Source organism: Mesorhizobium sp. P2_F8 (genome assembly GCF_056403655.1).
In genome coordinates this window covers 19,706-34,340 of the sequence record NZ_JBFUFB010000022.1, presented here as the reverse complement: position 1 = coordinate 34,340, position 14,635 = coordinate 19,706, and the positions used below count along the sequence as shown (strand labels likewise).

Genomic DNA, 14,635 nt, shown 5'->3' with positions numbered 1-14,635 from the left:
CCGAGGCAAGGCTGCATCGGGTAAAGCGAAACCTTGCTTCGCATTGTTCAAATTGCGTTCAGTCGCAACGTCGGCTCTTGCTCAGCAGGGGCGCAGAGCTTTTTTGCGCGTCCCCGCGAAATTGAATCTGCCTGCCAATATTGGATCGTGGAGATGCCCTACAAACTTATCGTGCAGCAATTTGCGGACGAGATCGCCGTACAAGACGGCGAAACAATTCTCGAAGCGGCGATACGCACCGGGCACGACTATCCTTCGGACTGCAGAAACGGAGTTTGCGGCGAGTGCAAATGCGCTCTCATCTCCGGTTCCGTGGACATGAAGCAGTATCTGGATGTCGCCCTCGACGAGGACGAGAAGCAACAGGGTTATATTCTGGGTTGCCGCTCGATGCTGCGAAGCGATTGCGAAATTGCCCTGCTTGACCGAGAAGAAGCGCCTGCTGCGGCCTTTCGTTCGGTCGAAGCAACAGTGCAGTCCATCGAGCGGGTCACCCATGACATCGCTTTAGTGCAAATGGTGACGAAGGACGGCCGTCCCTTCGACTTTGCTCCGGGCCAGTATGCCAATGTGCAATTCTCCCAGCATCCGCCGAGAAGTTACTCCTTCGCCAACACGCCAACCTCAAACCTCCTGGAATTTCACATAAGGGCGGTTCCCGGCGGCAGAGTCAGCCCACACCTCTATGCCGACCTTAAGCCAGGCGACGAAGCCATCATCGCTGGCCCAAAAGGCATGGCATATCTGCGCAAACAGCATATTGGGCCAATAGTATTCTGTGCCGGAGGTTCAGGGCTGGCACCTATCCTGTCGATGATCCGCTGGCTCAGCCGTGAGCAGGTTGCAAGAACCGCTTATGTCTTTTTCGGCGTTCGGTCAGAAAGAGATGTCTATTGCGAAGCTGAGATCACCCATCTTTGCAAGAATCTGGGCTGGGATGCGCCACAGATCGTGCTGTCAAGCCCGAGCGGCGAAACTGCCAGCCGCAACGGTTTTCTCGCCGACGCTATCAGGCAGGATTTGACCAGTTGCGAGGGGATGAAGGCCTACCTCTGCGGTCCACCCATCATGATCGAGACATGCCGTAAGTCGTTATTGGACCTTGGTCTCGCCCGGCAGGACTGCCACGCGGACGTCTTCTGGACGCCCGCGTCCTAGTCGCGTTCAGCAATGATGAAAGCGTTCGCTGTCGAGCATGATCCGACAACCGCGTTCCCCGTCGAGATCATACCCCCGATTTGCCGGCATTAGCCCTGACATGGGTCGCTGTCAGACGCCCCGGCGCGGGGGCTGACAATCGCGCGCTCATTTTCACATGATGACAACAGTCGGACCGAGTTGCTGCTTGGAAATGATTTCACTGGCGTCTTGCATATGCTGCAAAATACCACAACTTTGGCCGGCTTCGGCGCCAGCTTGCCCCGTTCGGTCATATAAGCCAGGTGTGTATATGTCCGCGTCTCTGCAGTTGCCGCGCGGGCCTACTTTGACCCACTACACCTCCCGCACCTACTTCATCGGCGATGCGGCCACCGCCCCGGAATTCAAGAAGCTGCGCGACGAGAACACCATCTACTGGAAGCAGGTTCTCGACGAGGACGACGGACCCTGGACCCAGGTCCAGGCCATGGCGCCCATCCGGGAGGAACTCAACCTGCCAAGCCGCTTCTCTCCGCACTGGAAGTCGCCCTCCACAACTTCCAGAAAACCGTCGCCGCAAACTCAACAGCACGCAGTAAGATCTAGACTACGGGCGACAATGACGCGTCAATGCGCTGAGGTTACCGCGCGATTGCATGGCGTTTTATGCCGAAATCCTCGGAGTGACCACCTCAACGGGTAGATTAGCTCGCCAAGGTAAAGTTCTAGGCATTCCAAGCTCGGTGAACCGGGCTCAGCACATCATGGCAAATGCTGTGAAGTCATGCGCCGGAGACCAGCGCAGGAATGGCCAAAGCCTCATTCGCCTCGTCAAGGATCGAGAAACTGTATCTGCCGCTAGCGTCGAGATCGACGGAGTAGCTCAGGCGATCGAGTATGTGGTTATCCTGGTCGAACGTGACGATCCGCGGCTTCAACGAGGTGATATGCGCCTCGTCCAGGTAGATGGAGTTGCAGATAATGATCTGGTCGTCGGGCTGGCAGGTGCGGGCAGCCGCTCCATTCAGGATGCAGCATCGTGAGCCGCGCTCGCCGAGAATGACATAGGTCGATATCCGCGCACCGGAATTCTTGTTCCATATCTCCACGAATTCCATCGGCAAGATCCCGGCTGCTTCGCAATGGTCCGGGTCGAGCGTTATTGAACCGTGGTAGTTGAGGTTCGCTTCAGTGACATGGATGCCGTGCAGCTTGCCGGCGACTATTTTTCGCATTGGTTTCGTTTCCTATCTTGCCCGACTCGGAGCGACCGGTCGCCATGTTAAATTCCGACGACGAGCGCACCGCCGCTGAGACCCGCACCGGCCGCCGCCAGCAGGATCTTCTCACCAGGTCGGAATGGCTTCGTCCGGTTGGCCAGCGAGAGCGACAGCGGGATCGTGGCGGCAGAAGAGTTCCCATATGCGGCGATCGTCTTGACGATTGCTTGATCCGCAATGCCGAGGTTTCGCCCGACCGCATCGAAGATGCGGGCGTTGGCCTGATGCGGCACGAACCGATCGATGTCCTGCGGCTGCATCCGGGCGGCAGTGAGCGCATCCCGCGAGCAGGCGGTCATCATCTCGACGGCCTTGCCGAACACTTCACGGCCGTCGGTGATCGTCATCCGGGTTTCCCCGAGGTCGAGGTCGCCATGGAACGGCTTGTTGCTTCCTCCCGCGGGGATCTGGATCAGCCCGTAGCGCGAGCCGTCGGAATCCACCGATGCGCCGAGAATGCGGCTGTCCGGGTCATTGCCGGGACCAATCACCACGGCGCCGGCGGCATCGGCAAACAGCACGGCGCTGGCGCGCTCGGCCGGATTGATGCGGCGGCTGAGGATGTTGGCGGCAATGACAAGGCTTGCTTTGCCATGCAGGCGGGTGAAGCCGTCCGCGAACATCAGCGCATAGATGAAACCGGCGCAGGCGCCGGTCAGATCGACCGCGCCCGCACGCCCCAGCCCAAGCCGATGCGCGACCAGCGGCGCACTGGGCGGCAAGAGGTGATCGGGCGTCGAGGTGGCAAGCAACAAAAGACCGATGTCGCCACGCTCGATGCCGGCGCTCGCCAGCGCCATGTCGCCGGCTTGCGCGGCAAGGCCCGACAGCGTGTCTTCGTCCGTTGCCCAGAAGCGCGAGCGAATGCCGGTACGCCGCTCGATCCAGCCGGGCTCGAGCCCGAGACTGTTTTCGATCTCCGGGTTCTCGACCTTGCGCGCCGGCGCATGATGGCCGAACCCGAGAAGGCGCGACGACCTGTTCACGGCTTGGCGCCGAAGCGTTCGCCGGCCTCCTCGATGGCGTCATAGAGCCCGTCGAGTTCGTCGCCGGTGATGCAATAGGGCGGCATGAGATAGAGGACATTGCCGAGCGGGCGCACGAGCAGGCCGCGCTCGAGGAAGAAAGCGCGCAGCTTCGGCCCGATCTCGGCCAGGTATCCGGCGGAGCCGGTGCGCAGATCGAGGGCTCCGATCGTGCCGGTCGCCCGGCTGTCGGCGAAGTAGGGATTGTCGCCAAAGCGCCGAAGCCCGGCGGTCTGTCTCGCGCTCAGGGCCGCGATACGCTCGGCCACCGGCTCGTCACGCCAGATCTCGACATTGGCGAGTGCGGCCGCGCAGGCCATCGGATTGGCGGTGTAGGAACTCGAGTGGAAGAAGGTCTTCTTGCGATCCGTCGAATAATGGGCCTGGAAGATGGCATCGGTCGCAAGCGTGGCGGCCAACGGGATCACACCGCCCGTCAGGCCCTTTGAGGTGCACAGTATGTCCGGAGAGATGGATGCCTGCTCGCAGGCGAACATGGTTCCGGTACGGCCCCAGCCGGTCATCACCTCGTCGGCGATCAGCAGCGTGCCGGAGGCCTCGGCGATCTTCTTCAACTCGGTGAGAACCCAGGCCGGATACATCAGCATGCCGCCGGCGCCAAGCACCAGCGGCTCGACGATCAGCGCGGCGGCGTGCCGGTCGCGGGAGACCGCCTCGAACCTATCCAGCGTCTCCTGCTCGCGCCCGGCGGCCGGGAAGGGGATGGTGTCGACCTCGAACAGCAGCGGCTCGTAGGCAGCGTTGAACACTTTCGAAACGCCAGGGCGCATTATCCGCCAACTCGCCGAGACCCCCCGATGGCGCACGCTATTTGAGCATTGCTACAGAAATTACAAAAGGCAGTGGCGGATTTAACGCTCCGCAGCGACGTTACGCCATCGCTTTGGGTTGCGAAGTCGCCTACGCAAGGGGCTTCGTCTATGCCGATAGCCTCGACTTTTCTAATCGCGCGGCCTTCGATCCAATTGGCATTTCTTGCCGTATCTGCGAACGCACAAGCTGCCCCCAGCGGGCTGTTCCACCGCTCAAGAGCCGGTTGAGCATCGATCACCAGCGCCGAGGGATTTTGCCTTATCAGATCTCGTGATCTACCAGATTTGAGACCATCTTGCGGCTCTATTCCGCGCAGCCTCCTCAAGGCAGCACTAATTCGGCGCACCTTGAGGCGTTTCACAAGGGCTTGGGACGGAACTTTTTGGAACGCAAACAGCGATTGATGGCTGTTGAACAATTGCGACCGGTGACCTCGCCTTTACCTAGGCGAGATGCATAGCTTTCCTGTGTTGGTATCGCGCGGTAAAGCATGCCCAAAATGCCGGCAGCGGTCCCGCATTATTACCGCTGAAATCAGAGGTATAACGACCATGGACGTAAAGCTCGATGGAGGGTCAATGGAGCGACCAATCCCTACTTCGCGCAAGGCACGCGAACATGGGCGGCTATCCTGACTGCCGCGGCGCGGCTTACCGGCCTAGTCGGCGCCAGAGCCGTAGCGCTCAAGCCAATGGGCGTATTGCGCAGGCAATAAGCTGGTGGGCGTTGGAATTCGACGACTGCGGGCTACGGCATAGGCCCAATGGGGATTCGCGAGGTGTGCCCGGCCGACCATGACGACATCCAGTTCCCCGTTGGCGAGCGCGTTTTCGGCCCGACTGGAGGTATCGATATTCCAGGATGACGCGACGGGCAGATTTGCTTCCCGGCGTACACGGCCAGCGATCGGTGCCAACAACGCGGGACCCCAGGGGATTCTCGCCTTGTCCGTTGTGAACCCAATACTGACATCAAGGAGATCGAGACCGGCACCACGCAAGCGTTTGATCAGATCGATGGACTCGATCAGCGTCTCGGTGTCGCGGCCGTCATACTCGATGACACCGAGCCGCATGGTCAGGGGTAGACGCTCCGGCCAGACCTCGCGAACAGCGTTGAACGTTTCCAAGGGAAAGCGGATGCGATTTGAATAGGTTCCGCCATACCTGTCCTCACGCAGGTTCGAATGAGAGGAATAGAATGTTTGCGCCAGATACCCATGGGCAAAATGCAGTTGGATCCATTCGAATCCGCTTTGATATGCGCGCCTCGCGGCTGCGGCGAAGTCGTTCTTCACGCGGGTGATGTCGTCCAGAGACATCGCCCTTGGGACGCGCGATAATTTATTTCCGTGCGCCAATGCCGAAGGTGCTATCGGTTGCCATGCCCTAGGATCATCTCGGGACAGATGATCGTCGCCCTCCCAGGGGCGGTTAGCACTCGCTTTGCGCCCGGCATGCGCTATTTGTATTCCAGGCACGGCGCCGGCGGCCTTGATGGAACGTGCGATGCCTACCAAGCGTTCAGCTTGTTCATCGTTCCAGATGCCAAGGCATCCTTGGGTGATGCGTCCTTCTGGTGACACTGCAGTCGCCTCGACGACGACGAGGCCTGCCCCACCGCGGGCAAGGCCAGCGTAGTGCGGAAGATGCCATCCCGTCACCATTCCCTGGACGCCGGAGTATTGGCACATCGGTGAAACGGCAATGCGGTTGCGCAAGGTGACGTCTTTGAGCCTGAAGGGAGAAAACAGAGTCGACATCGAGCCGCCTATCGATAGGGCAATTGCATTACGCTATTGTAGCGATCGAAGCGCACTGGCAGTTTCGCCGCCAAAGCAGCGACGATACAGCTGCTGCTCTGCAGCGCCACGCTGTCAACCTCAGCCTTACCCAATAAGAACAGCCCTAGGCTTCGTGAAAGTCAGAAGCTTGCATCGCAAAGCTGTGATGGAACTCCCTAAGGCTTTTTCCTCATGTCGCAAAAACATTGGCGGAGGCCGCCCTGCTCATTTTGCAGACGAGTGTCTGGTTCGCGATTTCCACCATTTCGCTTTGGGGTTGCGCGATTTGAAGCGCAGCCAGAACAAAGGCGCTTGATGATGTCGAGGATATCGTTTCCGACGCGGCCCCTCTCAACGGCTTTGGATCTTCACTGACGGTTGGTTTGCTCTGTTTGCCGTCTCCAGTTGTCGCGTTGACATTGGACGCCGCGCTTGACTTGGTTTTAGTCAGGTTCGGCAAAGAAGCGTTCGGCCTGGCTAAGCCTGGACCCGGCGTCGGCGGCCGCCAGGCTCTAGGGACGTAACTCGACCTATTTGTTCAACGGCCTCAAGGATCGGGCCGGCGGCGCCTGCTGCATCGGTGAGGCAGGCAGGCAATCGGTCACCTAGCGTCTGCGTTCAGTCGGAGCATTCAGATCGTAACTACGACTTTACCCGCGCTTTTTCGGGACGCGAGCGACCTGAGCGCTTCAGCAGCCTGCCTTAAGGGATACGTTGCATGGATGTGCGGCTTAATCTTGCCGCTCCCGTAGAGGTCAAACAGTTCGGCGGTCGCGGCGTTGTTGCGCGCCGGATCACGCTCCACGGCTGCGCCCCAGAACACACCGCGGACGTCGCAGCCCTTCAGCAGCGGCAGGTTGAGCGGCAGATTACATATGCCAGCGGGGAAACCTATTACAAGATAACGCCCCTTCCAGGCGATCGAACGGATCGCCGCCTCGCTGTAATCGCCACCGACTGGATCGTAGACCACATTGGCTCCGTCGGGGCCGCATACCGCTTTAAACCGCTCGGACAATGCCTTTTGCGCCGCTTTGTCGAGGCTACCTGTCGGATAAACCACGCCGTCGGATGCGCCCGCCCGTTCCGCGACGTCCAGCTTTTCCCGGGAGGACACGGCTGCGACGACCCGTGCGCCCATCGCTTTGCCCAGTTCAACCGCCGCGAGCCCGACGCCGCCTGCCGCGCCCAATACAAGGAGCGTCTCGCCAGCTTTCAGATCGGCGCGGTCGCGGAGCGCGTGCCAGGACGTGCCGTAGGTCATCAGGAAGGCCGACGCCTCGTCGAACGGCATCGCGTCCGGGATGCGAAAGACCTTGTGGGCATCCACGACGACCGCTTCCGCCATGCCGCCCCAGAGCGTTAAGGCCAGGACACGGTCACCGACTTTGAGATCGTAGACGTCGCCACCCACTACATCGACGGTGCCTGAGACCTCTCCTCCAGGAGAAAACGGCCTGTCCGGCTTGAACTGATACTTGTCCTCGATCATCAGCAGATCGGGAAAGTTAACGCCGATAGCCGCCACGTTGATGCGTACCTCGCGTGGCTTCGGTTCGGGCAGCGGAACTTCGCCCATTTCAAGCACATTTGGTCCACCGGGCTCGCGGCTCAATATGGCCTTCATTTTGATCTCCGCGCGGTCGAGAGGTAACATCGTCGTCAGCCCTTTGGAATGCCTGTGTCCCTCGCTTTTTTGGGTCCGACGCCCGGTACTGGCGCAAGGCATGTCCCCGACCGGATTGTCGACCGATAGGCGTTTCAAGGTATTCAGCCCGCCCAACTGGGCCCCCACCCAATAGAGCCTACGCTACCTAAGGGAACGTTGACCATGATCGCGTCAGTTTCGGACGGTACAGTTCCACCGGAGCGCAGCCAAGCTCCCCTGAAAAACGTGCCTTGAGCAACCAATCCCTCGGGGCACTCGAGCGTGATGGTGAAAGTTAGCTACCCATGTGCACGTGCCGGCTGCGCTTGACCGTCAACTGCGTTCGCAACGTACTTCTGGAACGCGTGCAATGCACGTTCCCAGTGCGGCGAAAAACGCGTTCCCAATTTGAGATCCTCCCGGATTTTCACCATCGCCTGGATCTCGCGCCAAACCACGTCGTCCTCGTGGAAAGCGTCCGCCCAGAACTCCTGGACCCCGTCGCGCAGCTTCTGATAGGCAGGGTTTGTCGCCCCCTCGCCGATAAAATATGTACGCGCGTAGTACTCGGTTTTTTCAGGACCTTGCGGCAGGGATACCGATGTTCTTACACTGTTGGGCTTGCAGCTGATGACGACAGTCGGAAAGATGAACAGCGTGATTGCATCAGTGACTCCTGTTTGCTCCATCCTGGGGAAAATCGGCAAGGTTTTCCCGTCAAGGGACGGTTCGAAAATCGCTCCCTTAAGGTCGTCAAGCTTGCGGGTATTCGAGAACCCTGCGTAAGTCCCGCCGCCGTCTTCAAACTTGTAGACGGGGCTGTGGCTCATTTTCTTGTGCACGAAGCCGACGTGATAGTCTTCGATGCCACCCTCGTAAGCGACTTTCCAGTTTACAGGGTAGGTCATGGTGTTGACGGTCTTCCCGTCTCGGATGAGAGACATGTCGAACACGCCTTCCAACCGCTCCCTCACAGGACGCAGGTACTCCTCAAGCGGCACCGCGTTCTCGTCGAGATTGACGAAGATAATACCCAGGTACTGGCCACATCGGACCTCCTTCAGACCCAGCTCACTGTAATCGAAGTCCTCCGATTGATGCTCGTCGACTCCGTTGATGACCGGAGTCGCGACCAGCCTTCCGTCGAGAGCATACGTCCAGCAGTGGAAAATGCAGCGGATCGACCGCGCGTTTCCCTTCTCCTTGACCAGGCGCATGCCCCGATGGCGGCAGATATTATGGAAACACTTGATGCTTCCGTCCTTCTGACGGACCGTGATGAGTTCCCATCCAGCGACGCTTATCGGTTGAATGTCGCCTGCGTCGGGGACGTCTGCCGCGAAACCGATACCCATCCAGTTTTTACTGAAGATCGTATGACGTTCGTTTTCATAAAAGGCCGGGTCGTAGTAGGCGCGTCCTGGAAGGCCAGCAGCACGCCCCGTAGGCCTGAAAAGTGGTTCCCGCTCTTCATCTTTGATTTCCGGTTCGCTCTGTTTCATGTTGGCTCCCTTCGCTGAATTCGCGGCGCCCAAGATCGTTCCTGCTCGCAATTTAGGCAACGGCGGTCTTAGCTCACACTAGCGTTCTGACGTGCTTTGAACATCGACAATTCAGCATAGATGGTTCGACAAATGCCGATGGTGAGGAACAACTGAGATGGCCTAGTCAAGGTGACGTATTGAAAGCTGGGCAAGGATGGCAGTTCATTGTATGCGCGCTTACCAACGGGTGAGCGGCCAACTCGAAATCCAACCGAGAGTCCCCGCCCCTCTTGCAGGGGTCGGCGAAGTCGTCGTGAAGGTCGCATACTGGGGTGTCCTGCCATCTTCTTCGCAGGACAGCGCCTCCACCCTGACGGTCGTGGGCAAGATAATCGCCGTCGGCGAGGAGGTGCCCGCCTTTCGTCTGGGCGATCAGATCTGCGCTGCGTGCAAGGGAACCCCCGACATTACGATGGCACTCGGAGCGGGGGAGCTTGGTGAATATCAGCGCGTTCTGGTCGATGAGACGGTCACCTTAAAGGGCGAAATCGTTGTTCCTTTCGCCGCACTCCTGCCAACCTACTATGCGCGGGCCGAGTTGCTGCTGCATTGGGGTGAAGTGGCGCGCGACGAAGCGGTCTTGGTGATGGGAGCAGATCAGAAGCTTGGGCCTGCGGTTGCTCATCTGAGCGGATTGCGAAGCACCCGCGTTGAGGTCGACGTGCTGCCCTCTTCCGAAATCTGGCACCACCTCGTCGGATCAAGCGAAGTTAAAGTCATCACCGGCTCGAGCAGTACCTACGACGTCATTCTAGATTGCCGGCCAGCGGGAGCGTACCACGAACTCCTCCCAAAATTGAAGCCGCATGGCGTGTACCTTCGGGAGGACGGTCTACTAGTCCACCGGGATGGAAACGTGAGCTCGCCTGATCACCGCCGAGACAACAGAACAACGTCCGAACTCGAGCAAGTTGTAGCCCTTTTCGAGGCGGGGAAACTAGCATCAACATCCTTTCCGCTGACGTCCTTCGAGGACGGCGACAGGGTCCGCAGTGTTCTTGCCGCGGATTTGAAAGAGCCGATCGTGATAGCGGTGCCGGTTTAGGCGACGTCCGGCGATGTCCATGGCCGGATCATTGGATATGCAAAAAACGTAGCCGATATTGAGCGAGTTCGGGGAAAATACCGGGGTCCTGGGCAACAGCTGAACCAAGGCAATCATCGGAAAATGGCAATGGCTGCGCATTGGTTTCGCGGCATAGTCGAGGCGGAATGAGGAGTCGTGTCCATGAGAGCAGCAGTATTCCACGGCGCGGGCCAGCCGCTTACGGTCGAGGACGTTCAGATCCAGAAACCACAACGAAACGAGGTCTTAATCCGGGTAGCATTTGCCGGACTTTGCCACAGCGACCTACACTTTATGGAGGGGCTGTATCCGTTCCCGACGCCGGCGGTCCTCGGTCACGAGGGCGCGGGAGTAGTCGAAGCGGTGGGCGAGGACGTCACTTACGTGAAACCTGGCGATCACGTCGTGACATGCATGTCAGTCTTCTGCGGCGGCTGTGACTTCTGCATCAGCGGGCGCCCCTACTACTGTGACGATACGACGGTGAAGCTGCCTACCGGGACCTCGCAACGCCTGTCCTGGAAGGGAAAGCAGTTGCATCAGTTCTACAACACTTCGACATTCGCCGAGCTGATGCTCGTTCACGAGCACGCGCTGGTCAAAATCGCGAAGGAGATGCCGCTCGACCGTGCAGCGCTCATCGGTTGCGCCGTCATCACCGGCGTCGGATCAGTGTTCAACACGGCCAAGGTCGAGCCGGGCAGCACCGTAGCGGTGATCGGATGTGGCGGTATCGGCCTTTCCGTGGTCAACGGCGCCATACTGGCTGGAGCCGCTCGCGTCATCGCGATCGATGCAGTTGCCGAGAAGCTCGAGGTTGCACGGGCGCTCGGCGCTTCGGACGCAATCAACATCAGGGACGGCGACCCGGTCGAGCAGGTCCGCGAGCTCACGGCTGGCGGTGTTACTTACGCCTTCGAGTGCGTCGGCACAAAGAAGACCGCTGAGCAATCGTTCGCGATGCTCGAGCGCGGCGGGCTCTCCACTCTAATCGGGATGATCCCCTATGGAACTCAAATTGAGCTTCATGGTGCCCAGTTCCTCGACGGGCGTCGTATCCAGGGGTCGGAGATGGGCAGCAACCGCTTCCGGCTCGACGTGCCCCGCTATGTGGAATTCTACCGTCAGGGCCGGCTGAAGCTCGATCATATGCTCGACAGCCAGATCCCGCTTGACCAGATCAACGAAGGCTATGCCATCATGAAGAAGGGAAACGCCCTGCGTCAGGTCATAGACTTCGCCTTGTGATTGTGAAGCGGCATTCGCAACCGAACGCGCCGGGAGCCGAATGCCTTCCGTCCGGAATTTGCGCTGAAGTTGCCGCAAGTGAGGCATCGTTTTGCTATTGGCATAGTCACCTGGCGCGGAATGGAGTTCCCATACGGTCTGTCCCGACGGTGCGGGCAGCCCTGCCGTCTACGTCAAGTTGGAAGTCGACGTGGTCTGCTGCCGCAAGAAGAGATGCGCAGCTTGAGCGTCGTGTCCCGCCCGTAACCGCAAGTCCGCAGAGCAGCCTCGGCATCTCGAGCCCATGAGGATCGACTTGAGAGAATTTGCGGGTAGAGACGACTGGCAAGCGACCCCCGCGGTTGAGAGCGCCTTCCGACTACTCCGCTTTTTCCGATACTCGGTTCACAAATTGCGGATGCCCAAGTGCCGACTCTACTGGTTTAGTTCGGGAAATCAAAAGCCAATGGGAGTGGACCATGAAAGCCGATAACAACCTTTCGCGCAGGCAGCTTCTGCAAGCGACAGCGGCCATCGCAACAACTTCGTTGATTTGGGGTTCGGACGCCGCCTTCGCCGTACCCACCCGAGGCGGAACGCTTCGTGTGGGATGGGGAGATGTTCAGGCAGGTGAAAAGCTCGACCCCATCAGCGCCAAAAACGGCGCATCGATGCCGCTGGTCTGGACGATCTTTGAGCCCCTCGTGCGTCGGAAACCTGATTTCACCCTCGAGCCCTGCCTGGCTGAAAGCTGGACATATGACGCTGGAGCCCTGGAATGGACTTTCAATCTGCGCCAGGGCGTCAAGTTCCACGATGGTTCTGATTTCGGTTCACAGGACGTCATCTACACGCTCTCGCGTCACTTGGACCCCGCCAACGGTTCGGCGATGCACTCGCGATACGCCCAGAGTTTCGATCTCACGGGAGTGAGTGCAACTGACGGTCACACGGTGAAGATCAAATTGAAGAAGCCCGATACGCTTCTCCCATTTGGCTTCACGTCCTGGTATTCCAGCATTGTGAAGAAGGGTACCGTTCCGACCACGGAGGTCAATACCGCAGTTGGAACCGGTCCGTTCAAGCTCGTTTCTTTCGACCCTGGTCAGTCATGGGAAGCGGCTCGCAACGACACCTATTGGAACAAAGACATCGTCTACCTCGACGGAATTCAATGCATCGGCATCCCCGATCAAAACGCCAAGATCGAGGCCGTCCTTTCCGGGAGCGTTGATGTTGTCGACCGCATCCTTCCCGCGAAGGCCAAGGAACTGGCCGGGAATTCCGGGGTGAGACTGATGCCCCAGAAAGATTATGTTGCGATGTTGATCGAGCATGATTCGTCGCAGAAGCCGTTCAATGACCAGCGCGTCCGGCATGCCGTTAAGTTGGCCGTCGATCGTCAAATGATCCTCGACAACGCGTTCTACGGCCTTGGTTCGACCACGCCGGATGTCCCGGTACCTCCGAGTGACTTCTACTACCCGCAGGGAATGAAAGTTATTAAGCCCGACGTCGCCAAAGCCAAGGAGTTGCTCGCCGAAGCCGGCTATGCTGACGGATTCGCATACGATCTTTATACTTCGCCGGCATTCCCTGGAATGGTCGACATGGCCGTGATCTTTGCCGAAAACCTGAAAGCCATCGGAATAACGGTCAACGTCATTCAGTGGCCAGTCGAGACTTACTGGGACCAGGTGGATCAGAAGAAGCAGTGCTGGGTGACGATTCTGGGCCGACGACTTGCACATGACATTCTCGACGTTGGCTATGCCAAGGGCGGCATCTACAATGGTGCAAAGTTCGACGACGACGGCAAGCTCCGGGCGCTTATTACCGCGGCGGTGGGCGAGCCTGACAAGGCCAAACAGAAGGAAATGTACACCCAGGCCCTGCAGCGGGCCGCTGAGGAGTCTGCTCGAATAATGCCGGTGTTCGCGGACCAAAACTATTTGGTTCACCGATCGGTTGAAGGAAATATATTCGTCGTCGATGAGCCCGCTTCCCTTGCAGCGCTTTCGAAGCAGGCCTGACAAAGCGCCTTTGCACGATTTCCGCCCATTCGACGACACGTCGGAGAGCAAGAATCGCTGGGCCTTGGGTTCAGCGAGTCCAGCTTGTGCGCCGGGAATGTCTAATTAAGCGGAACACCTCGTACGACCTATGCGGCCTACCGGATCGCGACAATCCAGGCGGCGGCACTTAAGTCAAAGCCAGACAAGGGATGTCTGCTTCCCTACGCCCTGAGCCGGTGACGGACGGCGCGAGTCTCCCAGAAAAGGTGGCTGCATGAGCCCAGCGGTCGTTCTCACCGTGGCGAACGGCATCGCCGAACTTCGCTTCAATCGCCCCGAGCGGCTCAATACATTGAGCCTCGAGATGGCGAGCGGCTTCTCCGTCGCGGTAGACGAGGCGCTTTCCGACAAGCGCACCCGCGTCGTCGTCCTGTCTGCCGAAGGACGCGCTTTCGTCGCCGGCGGGGATCTCGCTTATCTCAAGGCCGCGACGGATAGGCGTGCGGCGGCCGAAGACCTCATCAGGCCGATCCAGTCGGGGCTGCAAAAACTGGCAGAGGCCGATCCAATCGTGATAGCCAGCGTAAAGGGCGCGGTCGCCGGTGCCGGCATGTCCATTTGTATGAACGCCGATCTGGCGATCGCGGCCGAGGATGCGACCTTCAATCTCGCCTATACCAAGATCGCCGCCTCGCCGGACTGCGGGGGCAGCTGGGCGCTTCCACGCCTCGTCGGCATGCGCAAGGCGCTTGAGATTGCGTTGCTTTCAGACAACATCCGCGCGGATGAGGCATTGCGTCTTGGTTTAGTCAATCGTGTCGTGCCGAAGGACGAACTCGAAGCGAAAACCCGCGAACTGGCACTCCGTCTCGCGAATGGCCCGACAACTGCCTACGGCGTTACCAGACGGCTAATCCGTACTTCGCTTGACCGCAGCTATCGCGAGCAACTCGACGTTGAGGCCAAGGCCTTCGGCGACTGCGCCGAGCATCCCGACTTTGCAGAGGCGGTCGGGGCCTTCTTCGAAAAGCGCATACCTGTTTTTACGAGATCCTGAGAGAGGGACACATCCA

The 14,635-nt window shown here is 59.1% G+C and carries 10 protein-coding genes and 2 pseudogenes; 6 read left to right on the top strand and 6 right to left on the bottom strand.

The annotated features are described in order from the left end of the window. Window positions 1-33: 33 nt before the first annotated feature. Entirely contained in the window at window positions 34-1,158 is a 1,125-nt protein-coding gene (locus AC1DZP_RS32220; RefSeq protein WP_477307980.1) for a 2Fe-2S iron-sulfur cluster-binding protein, read from the top strand. Window positions 1,159-1,922: 764 nt separating this feature from the next. Here AC1DZP_RS32220 and panD read toward each other — a convergent pair. The 3 genes and pseudogenes from panD to AC1DZP_RS32205 all read right to left on the bottom strand — a co-directional run. Next, window positions 1,923-2,375 carry an aspartate 1-decarboxylase gene (gene panD / locus AC1DZP_RS32215; RefSeq protein ID WP_477307978.1) on the bottom strand — a complete coding sequence of 151 codons (453 nt, stop codon included), beginning with the start codon at window positions 2,373-2,375 and terminating at the stop codon, window positions 1,923-1,925. Window positions 2,376-2,422: 47 nt separating this feature from the next. Beyond that, the gene (locus AC1DZP_RS32210) at window positions 2,423-3,406 is read right to left on the bottom strand and encodes a beta-ketoacyl-ACP synthase III (protein WP_477307976.1); all 984 of its coding nucleotides are present in this window, start codon (window positions 3,404-3,406) and stop codon (window positions 2,423-2,425) included. After that, window positions 3,403-4,221 (bottom strand): annotated as a pseudogene (locus tag AC1DZP_RS32205) (aminotransferase class III-fold pyridoxal phosphate-dependent enzyme); the annotation flags it as partial. The gene AC1DZP_RS32210 and the pseudogene AC1DZP_RS32205, both read right to left, overlap by 4 nt. Here AC1DZP_RS32205 and AC1DZP_RS32200 point away from each other — a divergent pair. Further along, a pseudogene (locus AC1DZP_RS32200) lies at window positions 4,217-4,553 on the top strand (short-chain fatty acyl-CoA regulator family protein); the annotation flags it as partial. The pseudogenes AC1DZP_RS32205 and AC1DZP_RS32200 sit on opposite strands and share 5 nt — an antisense overlap. Window positions 4,554-4,937: 384 nt before the next feature. On the opposite strand, the gene AC1DZP_RS32195 reads toward AC1DZP_RS32200, so the two are convergent. The 3 genes from AC1DZP_RS32195 to AC1DZP_RS32185 all read right to left on the bottom strand — a co-directional run bounded on the left by AC1DZP_RS32195 (window position 4,938) and on the right by AC1DZP_RS32185 (window position 9,212). Next, a complete protein-coding gene (locus AC1DZP_RS32195; RefSeq protein WP_477307974.1) occupies window positions 4,938-6,041 on the bottom strand; it encodes an NADH:flavin oxidoreductase/NADH oxidase in 1,104 nt (367 codons plus the stop codon). 652 nt (window positions 6,042-6,693) lie between these two features. Next, entirely contained in the window at window positions 6,694-7,689 is a 996-nt protein-coding gene (locus AC1DZP_RS32190; protein ID WP_477307972.1) for an NADPH:quinone oxidoreductase family protein, read from the bottom strand. A gap of 320 nt (window positions 7,690-8,009) precedes the next feature. Continuing rightward, entirely contained in the window at window positions 8,010-9,212 is a 1,203-nt protein-coding gene (locus AC1DZP_RS32185) for an aromatic ring-hydroxylating oxygenase subunit alpha (protein WP_477307970.1), read from the bottom strand. Window positions 9,213-9,507: 295 nt separating this feature from the next. Here AC1DZP_RS32185 and AC1DZP_RS32180 point away from each other — a divergent pair, with 295 nt between their 5' ends. The 4 genes from AC1DZP_RS32180 (at window position 9,508) to AC1DZP_RS32165 (ending at window position 14,619) form a co-directional block, all read left to right on the top strand. Next, window positions 9,508-10,299 carry a hypothetical protein gene (locus tag AC1DZP_RS32180; RefSeq protein WP_477307968.1) on the top strand — a complete coding sequence of 264 codons (792 nt, stop codon included), beginning with the start codon at window positions 9,508-9,510 and terminating at the stop codon, window positions 10,297-10,299. Window positions 10,300-10,482: 183 nt separating this feature from the next. Then, window positions 10,483-11,568, top strand: a complete 1,086-nt coding sequence (locus tag AC1DZP_RS32175; RefSeq protein ID WP_477307966.1) for a Zn-dependent alcohol dehydrogenase — start codon at window positions 10,483-10,485, stop codon at window positions 11,566-11,568. A gap of 458 nt (window positions 11,569-12,026) precedes the next feature. Beyond that, the gene (locus AC1DZP_RS32170; protein WP_477307964.1) at window positions 12,027-13,580 is read left to right on the top strand and encodes an ABC transporter substrate-binding protein; all 1,554 of its coding nucleotides are present in this window, start codon (window positions 12,027-12,029) and stop codon (window positions 13,578-13,580) included. A 256-nt stretch (window positions 13,581-13,836) separates the two neighbouring features. Further along, the gene (locus tag AC1DZP_RS32165; RefSeq protein ID WP_477307962.1) at window positions 13,837-14,619 is read left to right on the top strand and encodes an enoyl-CoA hydratase/isomerase family protein; all 783 of its coding nucleotides are present in this window, start codon (window positions 13,837-13,839) and stop codon (window positions 14,617-14,619) included. Window positions 14,620-14,635: the final 16 nt, after the last annotated feature.

What these genes read in the sequence shown, in the direction of transcription:
- panD (WP_477307978.1), bottom strand. Translation starts at nt 2,375, where the DNA reads ATGCGAAAAATAGTCGCCGGCAAGCTGCACGGCATCCATGTCACTGAA.
- AC1DZP_RS32195 (WP_477307974.1), bottom strand. Translation starts at nt 6,041, where the DNA reads ATGTCGACTCTGTTTTCTCCCTTCAGGCTCAAAGACGTCACCTTGCGC.
- AC1DZP_RS32190 (WP_477307972.1), bottom strand. Translation starts at nt 7,689, where the DNA reads ATGAAGGCCATATTGAGCCGCGAGCCCGGTGGACCAAATGTGCTTGAA.
- AC1DZP_RS32185 (WP_477307970.1), bottom strand. Translation starts at nt 9,212, where the DNA reads ATGAAACAGAGCGAACCGGAAATCAAAGATGAAGAGCGGGAACCACTT.
- AC1DZP_RS32175 (WP_477307966.1), top strand. Translation starts at nt 10,483, where the DNA reads ATGAGAGCAGCAGTATTCCACGGCGCGGGCCAGCCGCTTACGGTCGAG.
- AC1DZP_RS32170 (WP_477307964.1), top strand. Translation starts at nt 12,027, where the DNA reads ATGAAAGCCGATAACAACCTTTCGCGCAGGCAGCTTCTGCAAGCGACA.
- AC1DZP_RS32165 (WP_477307962.1), top strand. Translation starts at nt 13,837, where the DNA reads ATGAGCCCAGCGGTCGTTCTCACCGTGGCGAACGGCATCGCCGAACTT.